Genomic DNA, 14045 nt, shown 5'->3' on the forward strand with positions numbered 1-14045 from the left:
ACCAGAGCGCTGCTTGATCAGGCCTGTTGAACACCAGAATTGACAATAACTCTCTATATCTGAAGTTCGCCCCAGTCTTCAGGTTCACCATCTGATCTGTCGCGGTAAATTCTGATATCAAAAATAATGATAGGATAAAATTGACCGTGAAAATGCTATTAGAATTTACGGCTTTGTGCGGTCACAGATAGTAGGTCCTATGTCGCTAAAAATTAGGCAGCGTTAACCGAAAATGAACACGGCGCTAATCGGTCAATACCTGTGCTTCAGTTTTGAACCAATGTTTGGTCTTGTTGGCGAAGTAAACCAGCGACAGCATGACCGGCACTTCTACCAGAACACCGACGATGGTGGCCAAAGCTGCCCCCGAGTGCAATCCAAACAGGGAAATCGCCACGGCCACCGCTAGCTCAAAGAAGTTGGAAGTCCCGATCATCCCCGCTGGCGCGGCGACACTATGCGGAAGCCGCAAGCCTCGCGCAGACAAGTAGGTGATTGCAAAAATGCCGTAAGTTTGAATCAGTAGCGGGATGGCGATCAGCAGAATGGTTTGTGGCTGCTCCAATATATCTTTTGCCTGAAGGCCGAAGAGTAATACCACCGTACACAGCAGGCCCAGTATCGACCAATGCTTAATTTGGCCGAGGAAGTCCTTAATCCGATTATTGCCGCCGAGCGCCTCTAGTTTTCTACGGGTTAGCATTCCCGCTACTAGGGGCAGCACGACATAGAGCACGACTGATAGTAGTAGCGTCTGCCGGGGCACTTGGATATCGCTGATACCCAGTAATAGGGCGGTGATGGGTGCAAAAGCAAACACCATGACAATGTCGTTGATAGAAACCTGGACCAGAGTGTAATTGGGATCGCCCTTGGTGAGGTTACTCCAGACAAACACCATGGCCGTGCAAGGCGCCACGCCCAGCAATATCATTCCGGCTATGTATTCTCCAGCCGACTGGGGGTCGACCCAGCCCGCAAAGAGTACACGAAAAAACAGCCAGCCCAGCGCGGCCATGGTGAAGGGCTTAACCAGCCAGTTGATCGCCAGGGTGAGGGCTATCCCCTTGGGGCGTTTGCGGATCTGTTTAACGGACGTGAAATCTATTTGCACCATCATCGGGTAAATCATTGCCCAAATGAGCGCTGCTACGACTAAGTTAACATGGGCAATTTGCAGGCTGGCGATCACTGTAAATCCTCCAGGGAACGCGCTACCGAGCAGAATGCCTGCAATAATGGAGAGTCCAACCCAAAGACTCAGGTAGCGCTCAAAGTACCCCATAGTGCTCGCCGGCCTCCAGGAAAAGAGTTTCGATTTGCGGCCGAGTCATATTTGGGCTTGATCATTCAGTTGCATTGGATATGGCAGAACCCCGTGTACTTTGATCGCTTTGTCTAAGGGGATAGGGCAAGCTTCTTCCGTAACTTGGCCGCATACAATAATTACAACATTGTGCACAATGTCGCAAACAGAGTCCCAGCTTTTGCTAGTCAACTCGCCTGTTGAGCAATTATGTTTCCGCAGATAGTTTAGGGTGGAGGGGTGAACCGCACCTGTAGGCTGACTGCTTGCGCTATTAATATTAATTCTACCTCCCGCCAATTTCCGCGTGTTTGCTTCGGCAAGGATTATGAGTGCACACAAACAACAGATTCATCGGCGGCTCTTCCAATGTTTTGGTTCTTGTTGCCATCTTGAGTGGCGCATATTTAGCCATAATGCCGTAAGCCTTCGATCTGTCTCCTATGCCTTGCAGTTGCTCAAACTTTTCTTCGATATAGAGTAGATTGGCTTTGAGGGTCTGTTTCAGAAACTGATCAACGCTTGCCATATCGCTAGGTTTTGCTCGAAGGTGACTTTTGTATAGTCATAACGACGTAATATTTGCATCGCTGTGACAAGGAATTCGTTGATTGAATGAATAAAGAGCTTTACAGAACCGGGATCCCATTCATGTTCACCAGGCTCAAAGTGACATGCGGGGTCATATAATTTTTTTGGCTCTAAATCCCAATCATTTACTCACTGGAGATGATGATTAGATTGGCGTAAACGCTAATGTGATCGGGGATAATAACGATCTGATCTGCTAGTAAGCATGATCGATTTGGTCTGTCGCAGTCGCGATATACCCGGATATAACACATGAGCTGCCGTTTGGGGCGGTTATCTCAAAAGCGAAACGCTCACCGGCATCTACGATCCAAAATGGATATTTTTGGTTGAGGTTATCGCGGTCTTTTAGAGGCGTGAATGTCGCATAATAATTATCATATAGCGCAAATTTTGATGAGAGAGAAAAGATCAATGCCATTGAGAGAGCGACACGGTTACCTGGTTCGTTGGCGATGCACCAGATGCGTATAAAGTTGAGGTTTATTTAAAAAATTGACCGGCTCCCTCGATCGAAATCGAGGGGGGCAGCTGACGATCGGCTTATGACCGAAATATGCCTTGCGCCCATCGCCCTTGGATCTTGATCGCCTCTTTTTAAAAACGATTCCATCCAGAAAAATTTTTGAACTCATACAGGTGAATGCCATTGGGTCGGGCGGGGTGATCCTTCGCTATAGGTGCCTGAAGGGAGACGGAAAATTATAACAATGAGTTTTTGGGAGTAGGGCAGAATACTATTCCGCCTCTTTAACCCGCTTACTACGCCCACTTTCATGACGCTCACGCATATCCGAATCAATATATCGATCAGTGGTCGCCATGCTAGCGTGACCGGCATCATCACGGACGTGCTCGCGAGGACGGTTTTTTACATCTTCTGAAATACCTGTGTGCCGTAACCAGTGTACAGTGGCCGCTTTAAGCTCTTCAGCGTCTTCGCCAAGGCCTTCTTCAACCATACGTTGGTAAGCTGCATCAAAACAGTTTTGTACGATCAAGCGCACTTGCCGAGTACTGGTGATCGGGCCCTTACCGCGAGACTTACTCACCAGTGGCATTTGCTCATTAATACTGGGCAGAGTAGGGAGCTGCAAATAGTTCCTGTAGCGTTTGAGTGCTTTCAGCATCTGATCACAAACAGTAATGGCGCGACCCTTGTTGCCTTTACCGGTAACGTGAAACCACCAATTACCGTCGCGATCTTTCTTGAAATCCCCCATAACAGGTGCTGATCTTTCATCGGCAATCAGCTCTGATATACGCAGGTACATAGCGAAAAGTGCGTTCATGATAAACAGTGTACGCTCATGGTTTTCCGGAGACATTTCCGCCAAAATCTCTGCAGTTTCCAACACATAATCCCACTGTAGGTTGCTGATACGGCGGACTACTTGAGTTTGTTGTTCGCGCTTAACAAATTTGCTTTTCTGGCGGATCAGGGCCACAGGATTAGCGGGCACTAAGCCTTCTTGGTAAAGAAAATCGAAGAAGGATGATAGCGCGGTAAATACGCACTTGATCGAAGCCTGGGATGGCCGGAATTCCTTGGTTGATGGCGTCTTGCCAGCTCGAAACTCTATTTTGGAAACGCTAACCACAAACGGGCGCCAGTCGGCATTGGCTAGGCGCTCGCCATTTTGCGTTTTAAACCGGGCTACATTTTTAGTCCCGATCCAAGCGATCGGGGGGACAATACAGAACTGCACAAAGTCTTCAATATGCTCGCGCTTGAGCGTCATGATTGAGACTTGCTCGATGCGCCAGGCCCATTGCAATAGTCGCTCAATCTCACGGCGGTAACTGTTAAACGTTGCCTGACTGCCGTTATAGCTATAAAGAAACTTGAGTGCGAACTCCAGATCGGTATCAACATCAGGGATCTGCTGGTTGAGATATCCACTGGCTGAAAAACTGGAACAGCGAAATGGATTCTCAAGATTACTCAGGTTGTCGATGATTGGAGCTGGTGGCTGGTTGGAAGCAGACATAGAAATATGGGATTGTTGTTGGAGTACGGCAAATTATACGGAAAATAGCCCATTCATGGAATATCCGATATTCACAAATATCGGATATAGTGGGAGCCCTAGTGGGGCCTAGGTTTGAATTTTTTTCTTGGCCGTTTTTTCCGATATCCATGCCTCTCCCTGGCATGAAAATGATTGATTCTTGTGCTCATATCGAACCGTAATCATATCAAGCTCGCCGATGATCTCATGTAGTGCTCCCATGACGCTCTCCGTTTGTTTTGGGTTCCTGGTAACCAGGTTAACCAGGTCAGTGTTTATGCTGGCGAGGAACTGCCGGAGCGGCTGAACTTCGTTAGCAAATATGGTGAGCTGTATGTCAAACGGTGCTGGATTATCCACTAAAATCCCAGCTCCTGCACAGCCGTCGCAAACTCTCCATTGTCGATCGATGCCTATCCCTGCGCATGTATTGCAAAGCCTCAATTACGCGAAGCTGTCAGCAGATGGTCACCAGACTTATTAAGGATAGAGCGCGGGGCACTACGCTCTTGCGGTGGGTAGTAGCGGGGCCTGGTAGTTCGCTCTCTATCCTTATCAAGGGTTCTAGAGGCAATAGACACCCTGTCATTATCATCAGGGCGCGTATGATCGAACCAACCATGCTCAACAATCTGAAGACAAATGTTTTCGGGAACATCCATCCTGGTAGCTTGCTGGCTGTAACACCGGCACTCAGTAGTGTCTCTCTCATCATAGACATTCCAGTGCACACAGTTCGGCTTAGGAAACGTGACGGGTTGAGTAACAGCATCATAGACAGGTGCTGTGAGGGCAAAGCCTGGAACCCGGGCAGTTCGTTGATCAACCCAGTCTTCGGTCGTTAACTGGGCTGTACGGGTAGCGGCTGGCATAAAGCCGCCCTGCCCTGATATGGCTTGTTGAGTCTGCTGTAGGGAAGAGGAAGCCGTCTCTGGAGTATCGGGTGCCTCACCCCAACCAGTAACCAGAGAGAACAGATAAAATAGCAGGCTAACAAAGCCAACAATACCACCGAGGAACATACCAAGCTTCCAGTAAGGAAGACGCTTTTTGACGGTGTGAGCTTCAGCTGATCGATAGGCGCCGTAGTACTTCTTATCAAACTTGATGACCTTAGTTTGTGCTTCGCGTTTCTCGTGGAAGCCATCTACATTTTCTTGGCACTTCTCCCAGAAAAAACGGTTGCTGAACTCAGAGCCAAACGGGCGCACAAAGTGGTAGTGATAATTAACAAGACCACGGACAAAACTATCAAGCTGGCCCTTGACAGACTGAGCAACCAGGATGATTTCGTAAGCATCGTGACGCAACTCCGCCATGCGCTCAACATGAGGCGGCTTTTTCTGGCCGGGCCCGCGTTGAGGAAAGATTTTATAGGCCTCATCAATAATGATCACGGAGCCAGGGGGAAGGTCAAACCAGTTGCGACACTGCTGCTCAGTGAGTTCAGTCCACCCAAACCTGGGAGACAGTTCTTTTATGTTGTAGTAGTAAACAGGGCGATTCGAAAAAGCGCTGTCCTCATTGACCATCTTAATAGTATTAAGCGTTTTAGAGGCGCCAATTTGACCGGTAATCAGATAGAGCATCAGGACCCCACCAGGAAGCTAAGGGATTTAAAGGTGCCGCGAAGGCTGCGGATATTTGCTGAGGCGACCAGGGCCGCCAGAACGATCTCAAGCCAATCGAAAGCGCCGGCCAAGGCCAAAATACTTACAAGGTCAGCGCCAATATTGCCGCTTGCCCCTCTCACCTGGCTGACGATGTAATCAGTAAGAAGATCAACACCAACAAAGGTCAACAGGGTTAAACCAAGAGAGATAACAACGCGGGTAATGATGTAGGGAACTAAATATTTTGCGAGAACAACGGCAATGCCGCCAATCGCTGCGCCAAAAACTGGTAAAGGCATTTTGTTGCTCCTGCGATCCCGGCCACGGGCCGCAACATACGTTTGCGGCCCTATCTGTCCGGGTATCGTTATTTGGGACTGGTTATAGCTCTAAACAAGTGGTAAGCGGCCTGGATGTAGCCGGCCAAAAGTACAAGCCAATATATCGACTCGGCAAAATCACAAAATGGGTCTAAGGCAATTTCATATTGCCCAAAGTCGCCGGCATCTATAGGGATGGGTTGCGGACAGGAGCCACCTACTCCAGACCTAGAATTAAAAACCCCATCGGCCATATCGCTTAAATCAGTCTCGTCGCCAGTACCGAGGATGCCCCCATCTTCTGCGTACTGTTCGGCAGTTTTAAAGCCATTCTGAGCAAAGTGATCATCAGCATCAGAGTCGGCGCGCTCCAGGGCGCAGCGGTCTTGCCAATCGTTGATAAGTGACGCACACATAAGGGGATCACCTTCACAGGTGGGTTGTAGTGAACAATCTGAATCCGCATATTCTGTGTTGCTGTCGCAACGGGTCAGCCATTGCTGACTCAGGATCGCGCAAGCAATGGCATCACCATTGCAGGAGGGCGCCGCATCACAGGTGCCACCACCAGAAGCGTGATTGGATTTTTCGGTCTCAGTCTCGCTAGTGGTGCCGCTAATGGTTGTATTGCCATCTGCGTCAGTGTCTGTCGTTGTTGTGGTGGTAGCGTGAGACGCATCAGGTGAAGTACGGTCTAAGATGGTCGTAGTAGTCTTGGAGCCATCAGGGTTGGTGGTGGTTGTGGTGGTCTGCTTAACAATGCTGCCATCAGTCTCTTTCCATTCTTTTGTTTCGCTAGAAGTGGTGGAGCCGTCAGGGTTGTTTGATTCTGATTTTGTAGTAGTTACAGCATCATCAGGGGCGGGCGTGTTGTCGGGTGTGGGTGGCTCGATATCATCGATCTCAGCAGCATCTGGGGCGCGGTCATAGGGGGCGCATCCTTCAGGTAGCCAATTACACTCTGAGCCAGGATCACCACCGTTGCTATTGCCATCGCCGCCCGTATTGGCTGAGTCGTCATAATCAGAGGGGTCAGGCTGCGGGAAGTCATCATTAGCTTCACACTGACCAGATTGAGCATTAAGGGAGCCGCCATTAGTGCAGATACATACATTACCAGCGTCACCATAAGGCTCAGTACCTGACGGGCAAGAATCATTAGAATTGTAGATAAACCCGTACAAATGGATTTTGTAAGTTCTATTACCAGGGTTGATATCAGAGCAGAAGTAAACAACGGCTCGAGTGCTCACAATTTCAGAGTCAGAATCGGGCCAGCTCTCTTCGTATCCTCGATAGCCTATATCAGCTGAGCCAAGGCTACCGGCAACGCCAGAAGCTGACATAGAAGCTAATGATGCATCATTAGCTGAGGGGTAAATACCGTGATAAATCTCAGTGCAGGAAAAAGAATTAGCATTACCTGAAGCAAGAGATAGAGCTAGAGAGATCAGGAAAATAAAATAGCGCATACGAGCACGACCACTAGGAGATAGATAAAAACCAGCATTTAAAAAACTCCTAGTGGCCCTAACAGTTAACCGAAAATGGCGCCTTTGAGCCACTTAAAGCCAACGGCCACACCTGCGGCCACGGCCATAGCTCCACCGACAGCGGCAACAGCAGCGGCAATAAGGCCAAGCTGTGCAAGCACGTCGGTCGTATCGATAGCGGTTGTCTGTGCGAGTGCTGAAGGTGCAATGACGGCCGCAACGATAAAGAGCAGGCCTAGTAATTTTTGCTTCATAGGTTTTTCTCCGTGCGGCAGATTGGGTAATTGCAAGGCCGCCGCCCTGCCCTGCAATCAGTGATTACCCCGGCCAAAACCAGAGTTAAGAATTTGATTCACTAAAAGACGTAATCCCCAGGCGAGAGCGCAAACCAAGAAAATACTGGCTGCCATATCCGAAAGTTGTTCTGGGGTAAGGTCATGAATAGGGTCATGTGCAGGCAGATCGACCAGCACCCAAGCATCACAGCTAACTGTTCCGTCTACGTTGGTCGTGATGCCGTTCGGGCAGGTGATCGCCTGAGACATATCAGCCCCTCTCCCCTTGGACTTTTACCGCGCAGAGGTAGCCCGAAAGGTGCGAGTAGCGAAGGCCCCAGCCAGGGTTTGCACCCAGCCAAAGGCCCGCATCTTCAATGCGTACGAGATCCATTAGGCGGCCTTAGCTTTGGAGGTTGGTGCAGAATGAGAAACTGGCTTGGGATCATCAAAGCCAAGGCGGTAGTTGAGGTTGCCCCGGTAAACTTCAGGGGACAGGTTCAAGATGCATTGTTGGCCGACAAGCTTGTCGTAAAGCAGGTGTTTACCGCGGCCAACATCACCATCAAACATGGTGACATCGATAGTGGTAGAGCCGGACTTGCAAACAATATCGGCAGCCTGTTTTGTTACTCCGTCCTTTTGGTAGGAACGAGTAGTTACATCAAGTACTTTTGCAATCACTTTCATAAGATCACCTTCCAGTTAGTGGTTTTTCCCAGTTCTTCGGGAGTCGTTAAGCAGCTAAACGCAAGTGACCTTGCGGCTTGCGATACCAGTGAGGGGCAGAGACTGTCCCTACTTCAATTGCCCTGGTTTCCTTGACGGTGACCAGGGAGAATTTGGAGATGTCGCACTTCATGGCAATGTCGATGCCGATTTTGCGGAGGCGTGCGCGGTGTGTCTGGACCTGAGATTTTTTGAGGTCAAAGGTGTGGCCATGCATCCATTGGATTGCGTAGATGCTCGTTGCGTTAGCGGAGCGGGTGCCGGTACAAACGCCTTCGGCAATCAATGTTTCTGTAATGGATTCAAGGGTCATGGCTTCTACCTTCAGCTTTTGCTGAATATCTAAAAACTCCTGATGCATGGAGCGCAGTTTCTTTGGGTGATCAAAACCGTAGTAATTAAGGCCTTCTCGGCGTAGCAGGTCGCTTTTTAGCTTCTGTTCAAATCTGACAATGCCGTGCTCATGGCAAAAATTAATTAAGTCCTTTAAATATTTATATTCGGCTGATTTGTCGCCGTAAGTGCGTTTTATTTTGGGGAGGGAATGCAGGTTGATTTCGAAAGCTTTGTTGTAAACGCTTGGATAAATGAGTCGGCCGCCCTTCCCTGTTTTGGTGAGCCAGTCACAGGTTTGGCCGTTGGTGTGGAGTCGGGGCTCCATATGGCGATAGGGTAATGAGCTGATGCCCTTAATGAACTGCTCAACATTACCGGCACCTACTGAACAATTTGAAGTGACGTGAAGCTCAGTAATGACCGCACCATTGGGGGCCATCCTCGCAGTTGATGAATAGGCGGTGCCCTTCCAAATGTCGTTAGTGTTCTTTGTAAAGGGTGGTAATCCGTACTTGGCCAGAATCCGGTTATAAACCTCAACGCACTGATCTATTGAGGTGTAACCAAAGAGATTATCGAGGCGATTGATTCTTGAGGGGTTGCCAGTAACGGTAACGCGGTTGCCTGATATGCGGATATTGATTGTCGTTGAATAGCTGCCGGCGTGATGGTGGGTTGGCTGGTTGCCGCCGATGTCCTCCCCTGTCCCCGTGTCATAGACGCGAATGTAACGATCGCCGATTACCGGCAGATCACTAGCGTGGTCTTGATGAATGGAGAGCCAATCGAAGAACATAAGTTATTTGTGATTTGTGATTTATGGATCGATAGTAGACTTGTGATTTGTGATTTGTGATTTGTCAATTGAGGATATGTGCAAAAATGGATAAATGTAAAAATGATAGGTAAACAACCACAGGGTGTTGAACAAGAAATGAGCGGCCATTCACTACGGGTAAGGAAGGATCGATGGGAGGCTATCGAAAAGAAAGCCTGGCAGTTGAGCATGGAGGCAAAGAAACCGATTAAGCCCACAGACGTTGCTGACGCAATTCTGTTCAAGGGGCTAAAAGACCTAAAGCTCGAAGATATAGAGCTTGCAAAAAAGACAAGATAGGAAGGTTAGGCACAAGTAAGAAGGGTGATCACCCTGGGAAACCGGGGTAAAGTGTGGGTGTAACTGAGACCCACACTGCTATCGCCTCGCTGCGCTCGTTGCTGGGCAACGCCGACAAGCCGAACGAGTACGGCCCGCCGACGCAGCCCGGAGTTTGGGCGGCCTCCAATCTGAATAAATATTTATATGCTGGTCAGAAAGGAATGTCGTCATCCCAAACGAATTCTATGATGCTAACGTAGATTGCAAAGATTTCTCGACTCTCAGTCCAACAACCAAAGCCAAGAAGGGGACTTTTTCTATCCAGGTTATAACCAGACACATCAAAATAAGCGTCTGGGCACTGGTAAAACAATTCCTTAAGCTCACTCATAAAGCACCCTATGGCTTGGTTGCCCGGTAAACAAGATGGACGCAGAAGAACATCCCGCAGATATAAATCGCTGTAATTGCAAGCTCGAAATTAGTCACTGCTATATTTCCTCAATATCTATTTGACCCTCTATTTCCAGGGATTTTTTAACAAGCGAAGGCTTCGCAATTCTATGCAAAGCCTGAATTCTTACCATGCGCGTTATTGAATAGCTTTTTGGGTAGCGCGCGGCCTCCTCTCTAATCCATGCGCGACATTCTGCTACCCCTGGAAAGTCGCAAGCTAATAGCAAATATAAATCTTCATCAATACTGACGCTGGTAGAAATATTGTCTTTGGTTTTTACCGGAATTATTACGGAAGCCATTTGCATGTCCCTATAAATATTTATAGTTATCTTATATAAATATTTATAAGTTGGCAATATAAATATTTATATTACGGCGTGGTTTCTAACCTGAATTAGTGAAGATTGGCTATGGCGGAGATTTGCTTGCAGTAAGAATCTATTAGGTTGACAACCTTAATTAATATTCACAAATATCGGATATAGTGGAAGCCCAAGTGGGGCCTATCTCTTAGCTTTTTTCTTGGCTGCTATTTCCGATACCCATATCTGTCCCTCTTGTGGGAACGTCTGACTGCGATGATGTGGCCGGACCTTTATTTGGTCTAGTTCTCCGATTATCTCACGTATGGCCGGGTTATCTACCAAAACGCCAGCGCCTGCGCAGTTGCTGCAAACTCTCCACTGCCGATCTATGGCGAGCCCTGCGCACGTATAGCAAAGCCTCAAGTGTGCTGCAGCTGCGTGCGGCGGATGTGGGGACGATAGTGGCCGCCATGTTGCTCAGCTCTGGCGCTTTCCTGAGCAACATACGGAACAAGGTTTGGATGTCCATTGAGCCAATATTTTGTGCCGTATGAACATTCGCCGGTGTATCTCTAAATGTCGAATCATACACACGGTGCTCTGCTAGAATTAAACAACACCCTCTTTGGTCGTTAAGTCCTGGTTCTGCTCGTATTGCATACTATTCACCGGTGAGTGGATCAGTTGCTATTACTGTAGCAGCGATGGATCACGCATATTTTTGGACTTTAATCCAGCGCGGAAAAAGCCGGCGTCGTCACCCTAAGTAGATGCTGCGGGTGGTGAAGAACTGGATGTTATTGGTGTGGCCATCACTTCTTGAATCCCCAGTAAGCGGTATCTACTAATATCGTCCCTACCCCAGATTTCATCACTTTCCCTGAGGAGGTATTTTTGAAAGGTATGAAATGCTACGAATATGTAACGGTCGATATCATCGAGATCAATCGTGGCTATGCGGGCCTCATTGCTTCAGCGGGATATGGAGAATTCGTAATTAGTCACAATTTATGCATCCAAGATAGTGCCTGGGCTGAATATCAAGTTTGAATGAGTTGATACGAGCCCTGCCCGCTCGCTGGTTCTTCGTCAAGATGAAAAAACTGATGCCTATGAGCGTTTACGATAATTTAGGTAGTTGAAGAACTTCTCATTGCTCTTAGGGCAATACATTGAAAGGAAATAACGATGTCCTACCCAGAAATTACGATGTCTAACGAAACAATCCACAATCCAAAAGAGCCCCGACACTTTATGCGAGCCAAAATTGTGCCAAGAACTGTACGTGTACACCGTGGTGGCAAAGTGATTGCCGAAAGCGATAACGTTTTGAGAGTCACAGAACTTGCAAAAGACATGCTTGACCCCGTACTATATTTTCCTAAAGAAGACATATCCGTACCTCTCCTTCCTATTGAGGGAAAGACAAGCCATTGTCCGCTTAAAGGTGATGCCAGCTACTTCACTGTCGATGATAACGGTGAAGCCATTGCGTGGGCCTATGAAGCTGCCTTCGACTTTGCCGAGGTGATCAATGGGCGTATCGCCTTCTACCCCGATCACGTCGTTGTCGAAGAGGTTGGCACCTCGTCATGATACCCAAAATGTCCCTCTTCAATTTGTTTCACAGGGTAATGTAAAATACCTGCACAAGCAGTCGCGGTGATAACACCAAGTGCAACTCCAAAAGCCATGTTGATTGAATTAACTGCTACTCCAAATAAAAATAAAGCGCCACTCAATGCGTTTTTTTGAAGGATGACTTGACTAATTCCTCTGAGGAGGCTTACAAGATAATATCTGATTTTTGTAGGTATCGACTTTGTCATAGAACTTTTTCTAGGGCCCTCTGATAAAGTTTCCACTCTCCGGACAATTGTTAACAAACTCAACTATTTGATTCCAATCATCAACGGAAAGTGTTGCTGTAAACACACTGTCACTTTGATTTTTTCACTTAATTGTTAAATGTCCAGAAGCATTAGACCACTACTTTCTCACTGCATAATCCCATTCCTAGGGGCACATACTCTATCCATTGTCTGTTCCCAATTGACAGCGCTATCGTATAAGGAGCTGCATTATAGCCAAAGATTCCTGCAAGAATTAATGCTGAATGATGTTTAAACAATCAACTCTGTGTGTAATTTTCGCATGACTTCAAGGGGGAACAGCTTTAAGGTATCCCATATTTCTCAGCTAGCCGATCAATATTCTCCTGGGGTCTTGAGTTATTTGGGCATTTAACCTTGAACCATGAATTTAGGTCGCTATCCGTGATTCCTGCAGGAAGCTCTTTAACGTCGAAACATCGGTCCCCGACTTGAGTAAAGGTACCTGTATTAGTCTTGTATTTGGCGACCACAGGTTTAAACCTTCGGATTTTACTGCGCTCCCTGGTTAGCTTTTTCTCCAAATAGGGATCAAAGACTGCCGGTTGGCGCCTCATTTCAGGACCAATCGGCGCATCCAATACTCTACTGCCTACTGCTGAGATACTTGATGGAGGTACTCGTTTATGAATTTTATTCTGGTTTTCCATCAGGCGTCCTAGATCTTGAGGAGGAAGATTGGTAGCTGGCTTGTCCTTCGCCAATATTGAGACGGAGTTGGGTGTTGATTTGCTCAGCTTTTGAACATTGGGTTGTGTTAGAGCGGGAGCTTTTTCAGCCTCAATCTTGTCGGCATTCACCACTGGTGAGATTTTAGACCCTTGCCCTGTTAACAGCTTAATCTTCAACCTGGTGGAGGGCGGTGGTGCTGGATCTGGATCTGGTACTAGTGATATCGGAATGGTAATCAATACGATGTGTAAGCCAATTGAAATGATTAACGAAATCGTTAAGCGCCAAACTTTCGTGGCTTTGGGATTTTGATGTGAAGGCGTTGTTGTTTTGAGGTCCATCTATTTCCTAGACCAAGCCCTTTGAGTCTGGTCCAAATCCTTATCTAAAACTGAAGTTCATGCTTCTTTGGTACATGTATAGGACTCAATAAAAGCTCGGAAGTTCTTTCCTGTGGCTAACTTCCCCTCGCTACTGAAAAAACGATAGAATAACTCGGTGTGTATCCATCAAAAGTGGTATAGGCCAGTTTTATTTTAACTTAATTAGTTTGGATGTATGAAACATATATTACGCAAAACCTATGTGATTTTAACTTTTCTTTTGGCGGCAGGTTTGGTTGCTGATAATGCCGGCCCTATTCCTGAATAAAAAATGGGCATATTTTGCATCAATTTCTATATTGCTTTTCCATCAACTGACGTTTGTTGCAAAGGGAACTTGGGAGCCAGGCAATCTCAAAATTTTGGGGATTTCATTGGTGTTACTCTCAGGCTCCTGCCTGCCAATTTTTGCCGAAGCTTAGTGGTTCTAACAAATCCTCGGCAATGGTCCCTTAGCAACCACTGTAATAACTGATCACTTCGCAGACTTTTTAGGATTACTTGGGTATCAATACTTCGGACAGTTTTAGGGGGCGAAATAGGTAGGAACCACGGCCAGA

General features: G+C 47.4%; 17 protein-coding genes. 2 read left to right on the plus strand and 15 right to left on the minus strand.

What is annotated here, in order from left to right:
- Positions 1-244 precede the first annotated feature (244 nt).
- From arsB to MO867_RS17480, 11 genes are all read right to left on the minus strand, one after another.
- Positions 245-1285: an ACR3 family arsenite efflux transporter gene (arsB, locus tag MO867_RS17430; protein WP_252471518.1), complete on the minus strand. Its 1041-nt coding sequence runs from the start codon at positions 1283-1285 to the stop codon at positions 245-247.
- A gap of 307 nt (positions 1286-1592) precedes the next feature.
- Positions 1593-1835, minus strand: coding sequence for a hypothetical protein (locus tag MO867_RS17435; protein ID WP_252471520.1), 243 nt, complete (start codon positions 1833-1835; stop codon positions 1593-1595).
- 799 nt (positions 1836-2634) lie between these two features.
- Complete coding sequence (locus MO867_RS17440; RefSeq protein ID WP_252471522.1) at positions 2635-3888, minus strand: tyrosine-type recombinase/integrase; 1254 nt, start codon at positions 3886-3888, stop codon at positions 2635-2637.
- 108 nt (positions 3889-3996) lie between these two features.
- Positions 3997-4269, minus strand: a complete 273-nt coding sequence (locus MO867_RS17445) for a hypothetical protein (protein WP_252471524.1) — start codon at positions 4267-4269, stop codon at positions 3997-3999.
- An 80-nt stretch (positions 4270-4349) separates the two neighbouring features.
- Complete coding sequence (locus MO867_RS17450; protein WP_252471526.1) at positions 4350-5498, minus strand: zonular occludens toxin domain-containing protein; 1149 nt, start codon at positions 5496-5498, stop codon at positions 4350-4352.
- The gene (locus MO867_RS17455) at positions 5498-5821 is read right to left on the minus strand and encodes a DUF2523 family protein (RefSeq protein WP_252471528.1); all 324 of its coding nucleotides are present in this window, start codon (positions 5819-5821) and stop codon (positions 5498-5500) included. Before MO867_RS17455 ends, MO867_RS17450 begins: the two co-directional genes overlap by 1 nt.
- Positions 5822-5889: 68 nt before the next feature.
- Positions 5890-7314 (minus strand): virulence factor TspB C-terminal domain-related protein, encoded by a 1425-nt coding sequence (locus MO867_RS17460; RefSeq protein WP_252471530.1) that lies wholly within the window; start codon positions 7312-7314, stop codon positions 5890-5892.
- A gap of 65 nt (positions 7315-7379) precedes the next feature.
- Positions 7380-7589, minus strand: a complete 210-nt coding sequence (locus MO867_RS17465) for a major capsid protein (RefSeq protein WP_252471532.1) — start codon at positions 7587-7589, stop codon at positions 7380-7382.
- A gap of 57 nt (positions 7590-7646) precedes the next feature.
- Positions 7647-7880 carry a hypothetical protein gene (locus MO867_RS17470; protein WP_252471534.1) on the minus strand — a complete coding sequence of 78 codons (234 nt, stop codon included), beginning with the start codon at positions 7878-7880 and terminating at the stop codon, positions 7647-7649.
- Positions 7881-8003: 123 nt separating this feature from the next.
- Positions 8004-8300: a hypothetical protein gene (locus MO867_RS17475; RefSeq protein ID WP_252471536.1), complete on the minus strand. Its 297-nt coding sequence runs from the start codon at positions 8298-8300 to the stop codon at positions 8004-8006.
- A 46-nt stretch (positions 8301-8346) separates the two neighbouring features.
- Positions 8347-9471: a phage/plasmid replication domain-containing protein gene (locus MO867_RS17480; RefSeq protein ID WP_252471538.1), complete on the minus strand. Its 1125-nt coding sequence runs from the start codon at positions 9469-9471 to the stop codon at positions 8347-8349.
- Between the two features lie 102 nt (positions 9472-9573).
- Between MO867_RS17480 and MO867_RS17485 the strand changes: the two genes are divergently transcribed.
- Entirely contained in the window at positions 9574-9792 is a 219-nt protein-coding gene (locus tag MO867_RS17485) for a hypothetical protein (protein WP_252471540.1), read from the plus strand.
- Between the two features lie 473 nt (positions 9793-10265).
- Here MO867_RS17485 and MO867_RS17490 read toward each other — a convergent pair whose 3' ends face one another.
- Both MO867_RS17490 and MO867_RS17495 read right to left on the minus strand, forming a co-directional pair.
- Positions 10266-10532 (minus strand): hypothetical protein, encoded by a 267-nt coding sequence (locus tag MO867_RS17490; protein WP_252471542.1) that lies wholly within the window; start codon positions 10530-10532, stop codon positions 10266-10268.
- Positions 10533-10869: 337 nt separating this feature from the next.
- Positions 10870-11130, minus strand: a complete 261-nt coding sequence (locus tag MO867_RS17495; RefSeq protein ID WP_252471544.1) for a hypothetical protein — start codon at positions 11128-11130, stop codon at positions 10870-10872.
- A gap of 617 nt (positions 11131-11747) precedes the next feature.
- On the opposite strand from MO867_RS17495, the gene MO867_RS17500 reads away from it, so the two are divergent.
- Entirely contained in the window at positions 11748-12134 is a 387-nt protein-coding gene (locus MO867_RS17500; protein WP_252471546.1) for a DUF427 domain-containing protein, read from the plus strand.
- On the opposite strand, the gene MO867_RS24085 is transcribed toward MO867_RS17500, so the two are convergent.
- Together MO867_RS24085 and MO867_RS17505 are read right to left on the minus strand one after the other, a co-directional pair.
- On the minus strand, positions 12098-12367 hold the full coding sequence (locus tag MO867_RS24085; protein ID WP_373565904.1) for an urea transporter: 270 nt from the start codon (positions 12365-12367) through the stop codon (positions 12098-12100). The genes MO867_RS17500 and MO867_RS24085 overlap by 37 nt on opposite strands.
- Positions 12368-12714: 347 nt before the next feature.
- Complete coding sequence (locus tag MO867_RS17505; protein ID WP_252471548.1) at positions 12715-13443, minus strand: hypothetical protein; 729 nt, start codon at positions 13441-13443, stop codon at positions 12715-12717.
- Positions 13444-14045: the final 602 nt, after the last annotated feature.

Source organism: Microbulbifer okhotskensis, assembly GCF_023895975.1.
Classification (GTDB): domain Bacteria; phylum Pseudomonadota; class Gammaproteobacteria; order Pseudomonadales; family Cellvibrionaceae; genus Microbulbifer; species Microbulbifer okhotskensis.